The 13,884-nt window shown below is 62.6% G+C and carries 11 protein-coding genes and 1 pseudogene; 8 read left to right on the top strand and 4 right to left on the bottom strand.

Annotated elements, in window-relative coordinates; translation table 11 throughout:
* The coding region (locus QZY01_RS10435; RefSeq protein ID WP_342394896.1) for a radical SAM protein at nt 1–351 on the bottom strand (351 nt) is incomplete at its 3' end.
* Nucleotides 352–663: 312 nt separating this feature from the next.
* Between QZY01_RS10435 and QZY01_RS10440 the strand changes: the two genes are divergently transcribed.
* The 8 genes and pseudogenes from QZY01_RS10440 to QZY01_RS10475 all read left to right on the top strand — a co-directional run bounded on the left by QZY01_RS10440 (nt 664) and on the right by QZY01_RS10475 (nt 11,505).
* The gene (locus QZY01_RS10440; RefSeq protein WP_294536743.1) at nt 664–900 is read left to right on the top strand and encodes a CopG family transcriptional regulator; all 237 of its coding nucleotides are present in this window, start codon (nt 664–666) and stop codon (nt 898–900) included.
* Entirely contained in the window at nt 897–1,334 is a 438-nt protein-coding gene (locus tag QZY01_RS10445; RefSeq protein ID WP_294536746.1) for a TA system VapC family ribonuclease toxin, read from the top strand. Before QZY01_RS10440 ends, QZY01_RS10445 begins: the two co-directional genes overlap by 4 nt.
* A 56-nt stretch (nt 1,335–1,390) precedes the next feature.
* Entirely contained in the window at nt 1,391–1,930 is a 540-nt protein-coding gene (mog, locus tag QZY01_RS10450; RefSeq protein WP_294536748.1) for a molybdopterin adenylyltransferase, read from the top strand.
* A gap of 144 nt (nt 1,931–2,074) precedes the next feature.
* Nucleotides 2,075–4,594 carry a circularly permuted type 2 ATP-grasp protein gene (locus QZY01_RS10455; RefSeq protein WP_294536751.1) on the top strand — a complete coding sequence of 840 codons (2,520 nt, stop codon included), beginning with the start codon at nt 2,075–2,077 and terminating at the stop codon, nt 4,592–4,594.
* The gene (locus QZY01_RS10460; protein ID WP_294536752.1) at nt 4,591–5,490 is read left to right on the top strand and encodes a transglutaminase family protein; all 900 of its coding nucleotides are present in this window, start codon (nt 4,591–4,593) and stop codon (nt 5,488–5,490) included. Before QZY01_RS10455 ends, QZY01_RS10460 begins: the two co-directional genes overlap by 4 nt.
* Before the next feature lie 247 nt (nt 5,491–5,737).
* The gene (locus QZY01_RS10465; protein WP_294536755.1) at nt 5,738–9,043 is read left to right on the top strand and encodes a transglutaminase family protein; all 3,306 of its coding nucleotides are present in this window, start codon (nt 5,738–5,740) and stop codon (nt 9,041–9,043) included.
* Nucleotides 9,044–10,087: 1,044 nt separating this feature from the next.
* Nucleotides 10,088–10,689 (top strand): annotated as a pseudogene (locus tag QZY01_RS10470) (transglutaminase family protein); the annotation flags it as partial.
* Nucleotides 10,690–11,130: 441 nt separating this feature from the next.
* Nucleotides 11,131–11,505 carry a hypothetical protein gene (locus QZY01_RS10475; protein WP_294536758.1) on the top strand — a complete coding sequence of 125 codons (375 nt, stop codon included), beginning with the start codon at nt 11,131–11,133 and terminating at the stop codon, nt 11,503–11,505.
* 285 nt (nt 11,506–11,790) lie between these two features.
* Here QZY01_RS10475 and QZY01_RS10480 read toward each other — a convergent pair whose 3' ends face one another.
* The 3 genes from QZY01_RS10480 to QZY01_RS10490 all read right to left on the bottom strand — a co-directional run bounded on the left by QZY01_RS10480 (nt 11,791) and on the right by QZY01_RS10490 (nt 13,717).
* Nucleotides 11,791–12,084: a hypothetical protein gene (locus QZY01_RS10480; protein ID WP_294536761.1), complete on the bottom strand. Its 294-nt coding sequence runs from the start codon at nt 12,082–12,084 to the stop codon at nt 11,791–11,793.
* A gap of 200 nt (nt 12,085–12,284) precedes the next feature.
* Nucleotides 12,285–12,755, bottom strand: a complete 471-nt coding sequence (locus QZY01_RS10485; RefSeq protein ID WP_294536763.1) for an Lrp/AsnC family transcriptional regulator — start codon at nt 12,753–12,755, stop codon at nt 12,285–12,287.
* Between the two features lie 128 nt (nt 12,756–12,883).
* Nucleotides 12,884–13,717: a transglutaminase family protein gene (locus QZY01_RS10490; RefSeq protein WP_294536766.1), complete on the bottom strand. Its 834-nt coding sequence runs from the start codon at nt 13,715–13,717 to the stop codon at nt 12,884–12,886.
* Nucleotides 13,718–13,884: the final 167 nt, after the last annotated feature.

The raw sequence follows: 13,884 nt of genomic DNA on the forward strand, positions 1-13,884 counted from the left end.
GCCCATATTCTTTTCGAGCAGCAGGGCGGTGGTGCAGAGCGTGACGAACTTGCCGCGCGCCAGCGCGCCTTCGACGATCCGGCCGATTTCCTTGTGCAACAGCGGTTCGCCGCCGGCGATCACCACCACGGGGGCGCCGCATTCGTCGATCGCTCCCATACAGTCTTCATACGGCAGGCGCTGGTTGAGAATCTTGTCGGGATAGTCGATCTTGCCGCAGCCGGCGCAGGCGAGATTGCAGCGAAACAGCGGCTCCAGCATCAGCACCAGCGGATAGCGCTTGCGGCCGAGCAGGTGCTGTTTGACGATATAGGCGCCGATTTTCGCGCCCTGGATGACCGGTATTCCCATTGCGGCTCCTCGTCCGGCGGACTTTGTCGCGTCGCTTTTGTGCATCGCATTCATGCGAGGTTTATGCCGAACCCGCAGGAACCCGCAAGCAAAAACCCGCGGTGGACCGCGCCAATGGCCTTTTGGCGGGTGGCGAAGAGGCTTTGCGCCGCCTTATTCTTGCAGCCGGCCTTGATGGGGCCGCGCCGAATGCCTAAAGAATAGGCAGACGGAAGATGCGGCGGCAAGTCGCCTCGATGGTTAGACCGAGTGGTTTTTTCACGCGCATTGGTATATGATGCGTGATGTTCGATGCCTCGCGGAGCGCGCCCGATGAGAACCACCCTCGCCATAGACGATGACGTGCTTGCCGCAGCCAGGGCCTTGGCGGCGCAGCGCAACCGCAGCCTCGGAGAAATCATTTCCGAACTGGCGCGCAATTCGCTGCGGGAGTCCAAAGGCATTGAAAGCGGCGGCGAACGCAATGGCATTCCCTTGCTGTCGCCGGGGGCGAAAAAGGCGCTGGTGACGCTGGAGATCGTCAACGCCTTGCGCGACGAGGCGTCATGACGTTTCTTCTCGATGTCAACGTGGTGATCGCGTTGATCGATCCGGGCCATGTCGGGCACGACGACGCGCACTTTTGGTTCGCTTCGCGCGGAGCGAAAGCCTGGGCGACCTGTCCAATAGTGGAAAATGGCGTTATTCGAATCGTTGGCCATCCCCGCTATCCCAATTCGCCGGGATCGCCGGCCGCTGTCGCCGAAATCGTGGCCAGGCTGCGGAAGCTGCCGCACCACGTCTTCTGGCCGGACGATTTGAGCCTGGTGGATTCGGCCGATGTAGATGCCGCCAGAATCCTGACCTCGGCCCAGGTGACCGATACCTATTTGCTGGCGCTGGCCAAGGCCCATCGCGGGCGATTGGCGACCTTCGATCGGAAATTGTCGACTGCGGCCGTCCATGATGGCAAGGCGTCGCTTCATCTGATCGAGGTCCGGTGAGTGCTCCAGACCTGTAACCAATCGATCCTTGTTTTCAAATCGCTTGAGGAAACCCGATGCCCCCCGCTCCCGCCAAAATCGGCGTCGTCACCATTTCCGACCGCGCCAGCGCCGGCGTTTACGAGGATATTTCCGGCCCCGCCATCGAGGCGTGGCTCGGCAAGGCTTTGTCCATGCCCTTTCAGCTTGAAAAAAGGGTGATTCCGGATGGGTTCGAGAGCGTGCGCGACACGCTGATCGAACTGGCGGACAAGGAAACCTGCTCCCTGGTGCTAACCACTGGCGGCACCGGTCCAGCCCCGCGCGACCTCACGCCGGAGGCGACGCTCGCCGCCGCCCATCGCGAACTCCCGGGCTTCGGCGAGTTGATGCGCGCCAAAAGCCTGGAGCAAACGCCGACCGCGATCTTGTCGCGGCAGACGGCGGCCCATCGCGGCGCCTGCCTGATCGTCAACCTGCCCGGCAGCCCGCGTTCGATCGATTTGTGCCTGCGGGCGGTGTTTCCCGCCATTCCCTATTGCGTCGAACTGATCGGCGGAGCCTGGCTCGATACCGACCCGGCTTTCGTCAAGACCGTGCGACCGGCGAAAAAATAGTCTTTGGCGCCTGTTATTCGCCCACAAAAATTTTGCGCCGGACGGCTATATTAATGCGCCGCAACGGCTAATGTCGCGTAGCGCTCGCGGATCGATAAAAATCCCGCGCGAAAAATTGGGCCATACCGGAGGGAAAACAGGGCGATGCTTGGACCGGCGCCGGGTAACGCCTCCAGCGCCAAGGCAAGGCGGCTGGTGGAAATGACGGCGGCCTATCGGCCGCTCGACGGCGTTCCCGACGAGTTCATCGCCGCGGACGGGCGTCCGCGCGGCCATTGGCTGGAATTTTTCGACAAGATGGCGGGGCTCGGCTCGGAAGATATCGGCCGCCGCTTCGAGGTCATCGAGCGCAACATCCGTGAACAGGGGGTCTCCTACCGCGCCTATGGCGAAACCGTCGATCGCACCTGGCCTCTGAGCCATATGCCGCTGTTGATTTCGGAAAGGGACTGGGCGGTGATCGAGGCCGGCGTCACCCAACGCGCCGAAGTGTTCGAGGGCCTGCTGGCCGATCTCTATGGCAAGGGCGAATTGGTAAGCGACGGCGTCCTGCCGGCGGCGGCGGTGACCGGCAGCGCCGATTTCCTGCATCCGATGATCGGGGTCACGCCGCGCGGCGGGAAATATCTCAATCTTTACGCCGCCGATCTCGGACGCGGTCCAGACGGCCAATGGTGGGTGCTCAACGACCGCGCCCAGGCGCCCTCCGGCCTCGGCTATACGCTGGAAAACCGCCTGAACCTGTCGCGCGCCTTCCAGAGCATCTATCGCGAGATGAACGTGCGCCGCCTCGCACCGTTCTTTCAGTCCTTCCGAGGCGGCCTCGCCTCGCTGGCGTCGCGCTCCGATCCGCGCATCTGCCTTCACACGCCGGGCCCCTATAGCGAAACCTATTACGAACAGGCCTATCTCGCGCGCTATCTCGGTTTCGTTCTCGTCGAGGGCGCCGATCTGATCGTGCGCGATGGGCTGGCGCATGTGCGCACCATCGCCGGGCTCAAGCGGGCCGACGTGATCTGGCGGCGCATCGACGCCGATTTCGCCGATCCGCTCGAACTGCGGGGCGGTTCGCGCCTCGGCGTGCCCGGCATGGTCGAGGCCATCCGCCAGGGCAATGTCGGGGTGGCCAACGCGCTGGGCGCGGGAGTCGCCGAAACCCCGGCCTTGCTTGGCTTCATGCCGACACTGTCGCGCCGGCTGCTCGGCGAAAAGCTCATCCTGCCGACCATCGCCACCTGGTGGTGCGGCCAGGCCGCCGAGCGCGAATATGTGCTGGAACGGTTGGAGGACATGACGGTCGGGCCGGCTTTCGGCGCCTCGCCGAATCATAGTTCCCTGAGCCGCTCGGTGATCGCCGGCGAATTGAGCGAACCGCGGCGCCAGAAACTCGCCGCCTCGATCCGCGAGCGCGGCGCCGATTTCATCGCCCAGGAAGTGGTGCGGCTTTCGACCACGCCGGTCTGGGTAGAGAACCGGCTGGAGCCGCGCCCCTTCGTGCTGCGCGTCTATGCCGCTATGGGGCCCGACGGCAAATTTCAGGTCTTGCCGGGCGGCTTCTGCCGCATTTCCGACCGGCTGGACTCCCGCGCCGTGGCCATGGGGGAGGGGGTGCAGACCGCCGATGTCTGGATCACCAGCAACCGCCCGGTCGAAATGACCACGCTGCTGCCGCAAAACGACGCGGTCGCGATCCGCCGCATCATGGGCAACCTGCCTAGCCGCGCCGCCGATAATCTGTTCTGGCTCGGGCGCTATCTGGAGCGGGCCGAGGCGACCCTGCGGCTGATCCGCTGTCTGGCGCGCCGGACAATAGAAAACGAGGATATGTCGCAGGAAGGCGCGGCGACCACGCAGCGCCTTCGCAAATTGCTGAGCGACTGGGGCGCCGTCCCGGCCAAGCCGCCGACGCCGCCGACGCCGCTCGGCTTTCTCAATTCGGCCTTGTTCAATATCGACGAATTCGGTTCGGCGGTGTCGCTGGCCCGCGATTCCAAGCGCACAGCCTCGGTGATCCGCGAGCGCCTGTCCGGCGACACCTGGCGCATCATCGTCGAATTATGCAAGCAGCTCGAGGCCGGGCGCGGCCCGCTCGACGAGCCGGAAATCCTCGAGCGCGCCGATGTCGCGCTGGAAGAGATCGCCAGCATTTCCGGCTTGGCGCAGGAAAACATGAATCGGGTCGCCGGCTGGCATTTTCTCGAAATCGGGCGTCGGTTGGAGCGCGCCGTCAACACCTGCCGGTTTGTGCGCCAGTTCGGCATGGAGCAGGCGCGCGCCACCGATTTCGACGTGCTGCTCGACCTGATCGACTCGCAGATCACCTATCGCTCGCGCTATCTCGTCGGCGTCGCGCCCTATCCGGTGCGCGACATGGCGCTGCTCGATCCCTATAATCCGCGCTCCGTCGCCTTCCAGACGCAAAGGCTGACCGAACATATCGGCGCCTTGCCGCTGTTGCGCCACGACGGCATGCTGGAGCCCCCGCGCCGCATCGCCATCGAAGTCGACGCCGATCTGGCGACCAAGGTGGCCTCCTGCATCACCGCCGATTTCGTCATCTCGGTCGAGCGCCGGCTGATGGGCCTCGCCGACGCCGTGGCCATCCGTTATTTCCTGCAAGGCGCCAATGCGGCGCGGGCGGAGAAGCAGGTAGGGCTCGCGTGATCTACGATATTCGCCACGTCACCACCTATAGCTACGAGGCGCCGGTCGCCTATTCGCTCTGCGCGCTGCGGCTGCGCCCGACGAGCCGCGCCGGCCAGCGCGTACTCGACGTGCAGGTCGATATCGATCCGCCGGCCGCCCGGCGCATCCAGCGCGTCTGCTTTTTCGGCAATAGTTTCGAGATCGTCACCATCGAATCCGAACACCGCGAACTGACCGTCTCCGCCACAGCGCGCATCGCCGTTTCGCGGCCGGTTTCGCCGCTGGCGACGCCCGATTGGGAGGAAGTGCGCCAGCTGGCTTTTTCGGTCCACGATCTCGGCCCGCAATCGCCGGCGCATTTCATCTACGCCAGCCGCATCGTCACCCTCGACGAGGCGACGGTGGCCTATGCGCGGAAAAGTTTTCCGCCGGGGCGGCAGATTCTCGCCGGCGCCATCGACCTGATGGAGCGCATCTGGGACGATTTCGACTATGATCCCAAGGCGACGCTCGTCTCGACGCCGCTCGCCGAGGCATTCGCCAAGAGGCGCGGCGTCTGCCAGGATTTCGCCCATATCATGATCTCGGGCCTGCGCGGCATCGGCCTGCCGGCGCGCTATGTCAGCGGCTATCTGCGCACCGTGCCGCCGGCCGGCAAGGAGCGGCTCGAAGGGGCGGACGCCACCCACGCCTGGGTCGCGGTGTGGTGCGGGCCGCTCGATGGCTGGGTCGGGCTCGACCCGACCAACAAGATGCTGGTCGGCGACGATCATATCATTCTGGCCGAGGGCCGCGACTACGCCGATATTTCGCCGATCGACGGCGTGATTCTGGGTTCCGGCGGCCAGGACGTCGATGTCGGCGTCGATGTCATCCCGGTCCTCTCGGAGGATGCGCCGCCGACATTCGGGTGAACACACCGTTCCTCTGCCTCAATTTTGGGCGCTTCGTCCGGAGCCATCTCGAAAAGCCGCCTTTTAGGACATGACAGGGCGGCGCCTTCAGCGCCATAACAGATCCGCGCGCCCACTTGAGCCCGCGCGACGAAACCCCATTTGTCGAACACGCTCAAGGCAATTGTTATCACCGCATGTTCTGATCCGAAAAGTCCCCTACTTTTCAGGAATATGTTCCAGCCAAAAACGAGAGGCGAAAGCCGCAATGGCCATTCTCACCAAGCTGCATCACTCGACCCGTTATACCTACGATCGCCCGGTGGCGCTGGGGCCGCAGATCGTGCGGCTGCGTCCCGCCCCGCATTGCCGCACTGCCGTGCCGGCCTATTCGCTCAAAATCGAGCCGGAAAACCATTTCATCAACTGGCAACAGGACCCGCACGGCAATTGGCTGGCGCGGCTGGTGTTTCCCGAAAAGACCGAGCAATTCGCCATCACCGTCGATCTGACCGCCGAACTCGCGGTGTTCAACCCGTTCGATTTCTTCATCGAGGAATATGCCCAAAAAGTTCCGTTCCAATATGCGGAGTCGCTGGCCAAGGACATCGCCGCCTATATCGACCCAGAGCCCGCCGGGCCGCTGCTGACGGAATTTCTGGCGACCCTGCCCAAGGAGGAAATGGGCGCGGTCGATTTCCTCGTCGCGATCAACGCCTCCCTCCAGCACCGAATCCGCTATGTCGTGCGCATGGAGCCAGGCGTGCAGGCGCCGGAGGAGACGCTGGCGCTCGGCTCCGGCTCGTGCCGCGACACCGGCTGGCTGCTGGTGCAGGCGCTGCGCCAGCTCGGTTTCGCCGCGCGGTTCGTTTCGGGCTATCTGATCCAGCTCAAGCCCGACGTGCCGGCGCTCGACGGCCCCTCGGGTACGGACCATGATTTCACCGACCTCCACGCCTGGGCGGAAGTCTATATTCCCGGCGCCGGCTGGATCGGCCTCGATCCGACCTCTGGCCTGTTCGCCGGCGAAGGCCATCTGCCGCTTGCCGCCACGCCGCACTATTCCTCCGCCGCGCCGATCGAAGGCCTTGTCGAACCGGCGCAATGCGAATTCGGCTTCGAGATGCATATCGAGCGGCTCGACGAGAAGCCGCGCGTGACCTTGCCGTTTTCCGACGAATCCTGGCTGGCGCTCGACGCGCTCGGCAAAACGGTCGACGCCGACCTGAAGCAGTGGGACGTAAGGCTTACCATGGGCGGCGAGCCGACCTTCGTCTCCATCGACGATTACCAGGCGGAGGAATGGAACACCGAGGCGGTCGGTCCGACCAAGCGCGCCATCGCCGACGACCTGATCCGCCGCCTGCGCGACGCCTTCGCGCCCAATGGCTTTCTGCATTATGGCCAGGGCAAATGGTATCCCGGCGAGAGCCTGCCGCGCTGGACCTTCTCGCTCTACTGGCGCAAGGACGGCCAGCCCATCTGGCGTAACATCGACCTGATCGCGCGCGAAAAGCCGACCGATCCGGCGACGGCGGACGACGCCTTGACCATGATCGAAACCATCTCGCAGAAACTGGAGATACCGCCCGATTATATTATCCCGGCCTATGAAGATCCGGGCGAATGGCTGCTCAAGGAAGCCGATCTGCCGATCAATGTGACGCCGGGCGATTCGCGGCTCGCCGACCCCGAGGAGCGCTCGCGCTTCGTGCGCGTGTTCGAGCGCGGGCTCGACAAGCCGGCGGGCTACGTGCTGCCGGTGCAGCGCTGGAACGCCGAACCCGCCAGACGCAGCTGGATCAGCCAGAAATGGCCGCTGCGGCGCGGCGCGCTGTTCCTGAAACCCGGCGATTCGCCGGTCGGGTTCCGGCTGCCTTTGGCCTCGCTGCCCTATGTCGCCCCGGCCTCCTATCCCTATATCGTCGAATCCGATCCGACAGAGCCGCGCGGGCCGTTGCCCAAAGCCGACGAGATCGCGCAGAAATTTACGCGCGGCGCCGTTGGCGCCGAGCAGCAGGTGCAGTCCGAGCAGACGCTCGACGACAGCGCCGCCGTGCGCACGGCGCTGGCGATCGAGCCGCGCGACGGGCGGCTGCATGTGTTCATGCCGCCGACCGCAAGAATCGAGGATTATCTCGAACTTCTCGCCGCCGTCGAGGCCAGCGCCGCCGAACTGCGTCTCCCCGTGCATATCGAGGGCTATCCGCCGCCGCTCGATACGCGGCTGCAAGTGATCCGCGTCGCGCCCGATCCCGGCGTGATCGAGGTCAACGTCCATCCGGCCAGCGATTGGGACGAACTCACCTCGATTTATCGCCAGACTTACGATCTGGCGCGTCAATCCCGGCTCGGCACCGAAAAATTCATGATCGACGGGCGCCATGTCGGCACCGGAGGCGGTAATCATGTGGTGATCGGCGGCGCGACGCCGGCGGATTCGCCTTTCCTGCGCCGTCCCGACCTGCTCAAAAGCCTCATCATCTATTGGCAGCGCCATCCGGCCTTGTCCTATCTGTTCTCCGGCCTGTTCGTAGGTCCGACCTCGCAGGCGCCGCGCGTCGATGAGGCCCGCCACGATTCGTTGTATGAGTTGGAGATCGCTCTGGCGATGACGCCGCGTCCCGGCGAGGGGAAGGCGCCGCCGCCCTGGCTGGTGGACCGGCTCTATCGCAACCTGCTCACCGACGTCACCGGCAACACCCATCGTTCGGAAATCTGTATCGACAAGCTCTATTCGCCCGCCGGCCCGACCGGGCGGCTCGGCCTTGTCGAGTTCCGCTCGTTCGAAATGCCGCCGGACGCCCGCATGTCGCTCGCGCAGCAACTGCTGCTGCGGGCGCTGACAGCCTGGTTCTGGCGCGAGCCGCAGGAGGGGGAACTGGCGCGCTGGGGCTCGTCGCTGCACGACCGCTTCATGCTGCCGCATTATGTCTGGCAGGACTTTTCCGACATTTTGGACGATCTGCGCCGCGCCGGCTATGCATTCGACGCCGACTGGTTCAGGGCGCAATATGAATTCCGCTTCCCCTATTACGGCTGTGTCGAACATTCCGGGGTCAAGCTGGAAATCCGGCAGGCTTTGGAGCCCTGGCATGTGATGGGCGAGGAGGGCGCGGTCGGCGGCACCGTGCGTTTCGTCGATTCATCGGTGGAGAGGCTCCAGGTGCGGGTCGAAGGTTTTAACGACGCCCGCCATCTCGTGACCTGCAACGGCCGGCGCCTGCCGCTCGGCTCGACGGGAACGCGCGGCGAGGCGGTGGCCGGGGTGCGCTTCAAGGCCTGGCAGCCCTATTCCGGCCTGCATCCGTCGATCAAGCCGCAGACGCCGCTGACTTTCGACATTATCGACAAATGGAGCAAAAGGTCGCTGGGCGGCTGCGTCTATCACTCGGCCCATCCGGGCGGACGCAATTACGATACGTTTCCGGTCAATTCCTACGAGGCGGAAGCGCGCCGGCTCGCCCGCTTCCAGGATCACGGCCATACGCCGGGCGCGATCCATCTGCCTCCCGACGAGGCGACCGGCGAATTTCCCACCACGCTGGATTTGCGGCGCCCGCCCGGGGTGTGACGGGTTGACGCGGCAGGCGTCACCCGAACGGCTCGGGCCGCGTCCGGGTGCGCCGCCTGTGGTCCCAAACCCGTGGCGTCCGGGCCGGGAAGCGAAGGCCGGCGCGCTTTGGCTGGCCGGATCCGGATCGCGTTTGCGCGTCGCATATCGAGCGGCATTTCATCCCAGGCGAAACCCTGCAATGCTGCAAGCCTTTGTTTGTAAAAAACTTTTCATTTTCCGCGATTTTGCTATGGACCAAAATAGCCGGACAAAATAATTAAATCAACAAGGCGTAAATATAGCTTTAAGTGTGTAAATATGGCTTTACTAGTGTAAATATAGCCTTACAGCCTTATATCACAAAAATTTATTTAATCCTTAAATGGCCGTTTCAGGTATTGTGCAATTTCTATTTGATATTAAATGTAGGCTTTAGTTGAATTTATCGATGCGTTTTCGTCAGGAAAGCGCAAAACAGGAAAGCAGCATGAAACTCGCTGTTTTAGGCTCATCCGCGAGCGGCGCCGCTAGCGGTGGAAATGGCGGAAAAGCCGTTATGCCTTCGTTCAAGAAGTTCCGCGCCTTGGCGAGGCTTCAGCCTCTCTATCGTGCCGACCGCCTGGTTCGGCTCGCCCGGGGCGTCGAGAAATCGATCCGACGCGGTCACCCCGAGCGCTATCGGCGGGCGCGGTGGCTTGAGGAAGCCGTTGCCCCGATCGCCCGGGCGAGGCCCAGACATGCGGCGTCTCAACAATTGCAGATTTGCCTTACGCGGCTGTTAAGCGAATCCTTCCATTCGATGGACTGGCGACGGCCGCTGATCCGCAAACTGAACCCTGTTTCCGAAAAGGCGCAGGGGCTGCGGTCAAGGCGAGATGTCTGAAGCGTTTTCATGTTTCGTGGAAGCATGAAAACGCGCTAGATCTTGGTGAAGCCGCATATTCTCGTCCGAAAAGTCTGCACCTTTTTCGGGAATATGCTTCACACCGAGGCTGGTTACCGCAAAAGTGCAACTTTTTCGAAAAAACGCGCGTTCAGACGGGAACCCGCCGGATTCGGATTTCGGCTGGCTATGCGTTCGACGCCGACTGGTTCAGGGCGCAATATGAATTCCGCTTCCCCTATTACGGCTGCGTCGAACATTCCGGGGTCAAGCTTGAAATCCGGCAGGCTTCGGAGCCTTGGCATGTGATGGCGAGGAGGGTGCGGTCGGCGGCGCCGTGCGTTTCGTCGATTCATGGGGGGAGAGGCTTCAGGTGCGGGTTGAAGGTTTTAACGACGCCCGCCATCTCGTGACCTGCAACGGCCGGCGCCTGCCGCTCGGCTCGACGGGAACGCGCGGCGAGGCGGTGGCCGGGGTGCGCTTCAAGGCTTGGCAGCCCTATTCCGGCCTGCATCCGTCGATCAAGCCGCAAACGCCGTTGACTTTCGCCATTATCGACAAATGGAGCAAAAGGTCGCTCGGCGGCTGTGTCTATCACTCGGCCCATCCGGGCGGACGCAATTACGATACGTTTCCGGTCAATTCCTGCGTGGCGGAAGCGCGCCGGCTCGCCCGCTTCCAGGATCACGGCCCTACGCCGGGCGCGGTCCATCTGCCTCCCGACGAGACGACCGGCGAATTTCCCACCACGCTGGATTTGCGGCGCCCGCCCGGGGTGTGACGGGTTGACGCGGCCGGCGTCTCCCGAACGGCTCGGGCCGCGTCCGGGTGGGCCGCCGCGGTAATGAGTCCCAAACCCATGGAGTCGGGGCCGGTAGGCGAAGTCGGCGGGCTTTGGCTTGGCTGGACCCCGGTGTCGCGCATTGAGCGGTTGTTCCTCGCCGGCGGAACGTCGGGATTTAATAAGTCTTTGTTTTTAATGTATTTTTGTGAAGAAATCGGCCCTTTTCCGGGTTTTGGCTCTGGACAGAGGCGTCCGCCTAACGTAAATAAAATCAATATTATATAAATATAGCCTTACAAATCCTGAGGAGAATCCTTATTTAATGCTTTGAAGGTCGTTTCAGGGTGTGAATAAATATTCTAAGATATTGCCTGAATATTGATCTCCAAAAAAATATTAATGCGCTTTCGTCGCGAAAGCGCAAAACAGGAAAGTAGCATGAAGCTCGCCATTTTAAGCTCGTCTACGACCGGCGGAAAGGCCGTTGCGCCTACGTTCAAGGATTTCCGCGCTCTGGCGCGGCTCCAGCCTCCCCATGCCGCGGACCGCCTGGCTCGACTGGCCCGCGGCGTCGAAAAATCGATCCGCAGCGGCGACTCCGACCGCTATCGGCGGGCGCGGTGGCTTGAGGAAGCGGTTTCCCAGATCGCCTGTGCGAGGCCCAAACATCCGGAGTCTCAGGAGTTGCAGCTATGCCTTACGCGGCTGTTGCGCAATTCCTTCCAGTCGATGGACTGGCGCCGGCCGCTGATCCGCAAACTGAACCCTGCTTCCGTAAAGGCGCAGGGACTAAGGTTAAAGAGAGGCATCTGAAACGTTTTCGAGCGAATTGGATTCCTTTTGGCGTAAACCAAAGGTCCGCGTCTACGAATTGAAACCCCATAAACAAAAAACCGGAGCCTTTCCATGTTTAGTCGAAACATGAAAAGGCTCCGGTTCTTTAATTCAACGCATATTCATTTTTCAAAAACTCTGCTACTTTCCGAGAATATGCCCCGAACATGAGGCCGTTCACGAAAAACGTCAAACTTTCCCGAAACAGAACACGCGTTGTGACAAGAGACTACCGGATGCGGATTTCGACCGGTAGGCGGGCCGTCAGGTCCGCGACATCATGAACAGCAGCTGGGTGTCGAAAGCCGGAACCTTTTCGGCGCCGAGAGCGCGCAGGGCGAGGGGCGCCTCGACATCGACGACCGAATAGCCCTCAGCGGCGCTTTTTTCCATCAATTCGATGGTTTCAAGGACGAAAGCCTTGGCCGCGTCAAGCCTGACCGGCAATTCCTGCGGCGCCCATTTGGCCGCCCAACCCCAAAGCGTGTCGTGTCCTGCCGGAATGTCGCGCGAAATGAAGTCCTGGGGAATTGTTTCCCCCATCCGGATGATGGTCATAATTTCCTCCCGCGAAGCCAGACCGGACAGCCCAGGTCTGCAGCTCACCAAGCGTTCAATCCCAATAGACGGCGCTTTTCACTTCAAGGCGAAGGCAAAGCGCTGATCTGCCGATTTTTGCGGCTTATCCTTTTGTCTTAGCACGTTCTGGCGATTTACCTAACAGACAATTCGTTTTCGCGACTTGATACAGCGCAATTTCAACGGCTCGAGTCAAAGCCGGCGATGCGATAGGCCGAACTCGCCTTGACCCGCTCCATCGCGAAGCGCGAAGTGACCTTCTTGAGCGGTACGGCGGCGATCAGGCGCTGGTAGAAGGCGTCATAGGCGCCCGTATCGGCGACCACCACGCGCAACAGATAATCGACGTCGCCGGCCATGCGGTAGATGTCCATGACCTCTGGCATGGCGGAGACGGCGGCGGCGAACCGCGCCAGCCAGGGTTGGGAATGATCCTCGGTTTCGATCGATACGAACACCGTCAGTGCGAGCCCGATCTTGTGCGGATCGACCAGGGCGACGCGGCCGAGGATGACGCGGGCGCTTTCGAGCTTCTGCACCCTTTTCCAGCAGGGCGTCGGCGACAGGCCGACCGCCTTGGCCAGATCGGCGATGGCGATGTTGGCGTCCTGTTGCAGGATGGTCAGGATTTTGCAATCGATCGCGTCCATGCGGTTCCTCCCCGATGGCCAAGATAATCGCTGTCGCCGCAGGTGGGAACCTGCGGGCGGCGGTCAGGGGAGGACAGGACGCGTCGCGGGCCGGGAGAAAAAATTCGGGCCTTGCCGGAGAATGGCCGTCATTGCTGGACCTGCCAAGCGGCATGGCGGGCGAAATCGATCGTGAGCCGGGCGGAGGCCTGTTCCTTGACATAGCCGAAGGACGCGCCGCGCCGGGGCGCCGCGCCGTAATAATCGAGGCCCTGGGCGATGCGCAGATGTTCGTCTCGCGGACAGATGCCGAGCGCGCAATCGAAGCCGATCCAGCCGATCGGCGGGACGAAGACTTCCGCCCAGCCGTGATGCGCTCCCGCGTCCCGCGCGCCTTCCGCGCCGATGAAAAAGCCGGAGATGAAGCGCGCCGGCACATGCTCGCCGCGCGCGGCGGCGATGAAGACCTGCGCCAGTTCGCGGGCCGAGCCTTTGCCGTCTTTGAACACCTCGGCCGCCGGGCGGGGCGCCGGCGTCTCGCCGGGCTCGAAGGCGAGAACCTTGGCGAGCGCATCCAAAAGCAGATGCATGCGGCCGAGCGGTTCGGCTTCGGCGCCGAGCGTATCGCGGGTGAATTCGTGCAGACGGACGTCGGCGCGGGTCGACTCGAGGTCGCGCAGATAGACGTCGAGCGGGAATTTCTCGCTGGAGCCGCGCACCACGCCCGCCGCGTCGCCGGTCTCGATTTCACCGCCGGCGAAAAAGCTCAGCCGCTCCAGCGGCCCGTCATGCGAACAGGCATGGACGATATTGCCGAACGTATCGACGCTCCTGCGCATCCGGACATCGGGATCGACGCCGACCGACCAGTCCAGCAGGTGCTGGCTGTCGAAATCGCGCGGCGTCAGGCGCAGCACCTGGGTCAAGGCCCGGGCCGGCTCGGCGAAATCGATTTGCAGCGAATATTGGATAGTGGCGCGCATGACGAAAACCAAGCTCCAGCAGGTTGGACGGCCCTGGAGCCTTTTTCCGATCCGATGGAACGGAAAAGAGGCTCCAGTTTCTTGTTATTACGCGTTTTCTTCACGCGAACCGGGCCCGCTTCGCTTGAAAACGCTCTAGAGTCGATTGCGATTCGGTTGAATCGCAA

This window comes from uncultured Rhodoblastus sp., assembly GCF_903903185.1.
In the GTDB taxonomy this organism is placed as follows: Bacteria; Pseudomonadota; Alphaproteobacteria; order Rhizobiales; family Beijerinckiaceae; genus Rhodoblastus.

Coding starts and splice junctions, on each gene's coding strand:
- QZY01_RS10440 (WP_294536743.1), top strand. CDS start 664: ATGAGAACCACCCTCGCCATAGACGATGACGTGCTTGCCGCAGCCAGG.
- QZY01_RS10445 (WP_294536746.1), top strand. CDS start 897: ATGACGTTTCTTCTCGATGTCAACGTGGTGATCGCGTTGATCGATCCG.
- mog (WP_294536748.1), top strand. CDS start 1,391: ATGCCCCCCGCTCCCGCCAAAATCGGCGTCGTCACCATTTCCGACCGC.
- QZY01_RS10455 (WP_294536751.1), top strand. CDS start 2,075: ATGCTTGGACCGGCGCCGGGTAACGCCTCCAGCGCCAAGGCAAGGCGG.
- QZY01_RS10465 (WP_294536755.1), top strand. CDS start 5,738: ATGGCCATTCTCACCAAGCTGCATCACTCGACCCGTTATACCTACGAT.
- QZY01_RS10475 (WP_294536758.1), top strand. CDS start 11,131: ATGAAGCTCGCCATTTTAAGCTCGTCTACGACCGGCGGAAAGGCCGTT.
- QZY01_RS10480 (WP_294536761.1), bottom strand. CDS start 12,084: ATGACCATCATCCGGATGGGGGAAACAATTCCCCAGGACTTCATTTCG.
- QZY01_RS10485 (WP_294536763.1), bottom strand. CDS start 12,755: ATGGACGCGATCGATTGCAAAATCCTGACCATCCTGCAACAGGACGCC.
- QZY01_RS10490 (WP_294536766.1), bottom strand. CDS start 13,717: ATGCGCGCCACTATCCAATATTCGCTGCAAATCGATTTCGCCGAGCCG.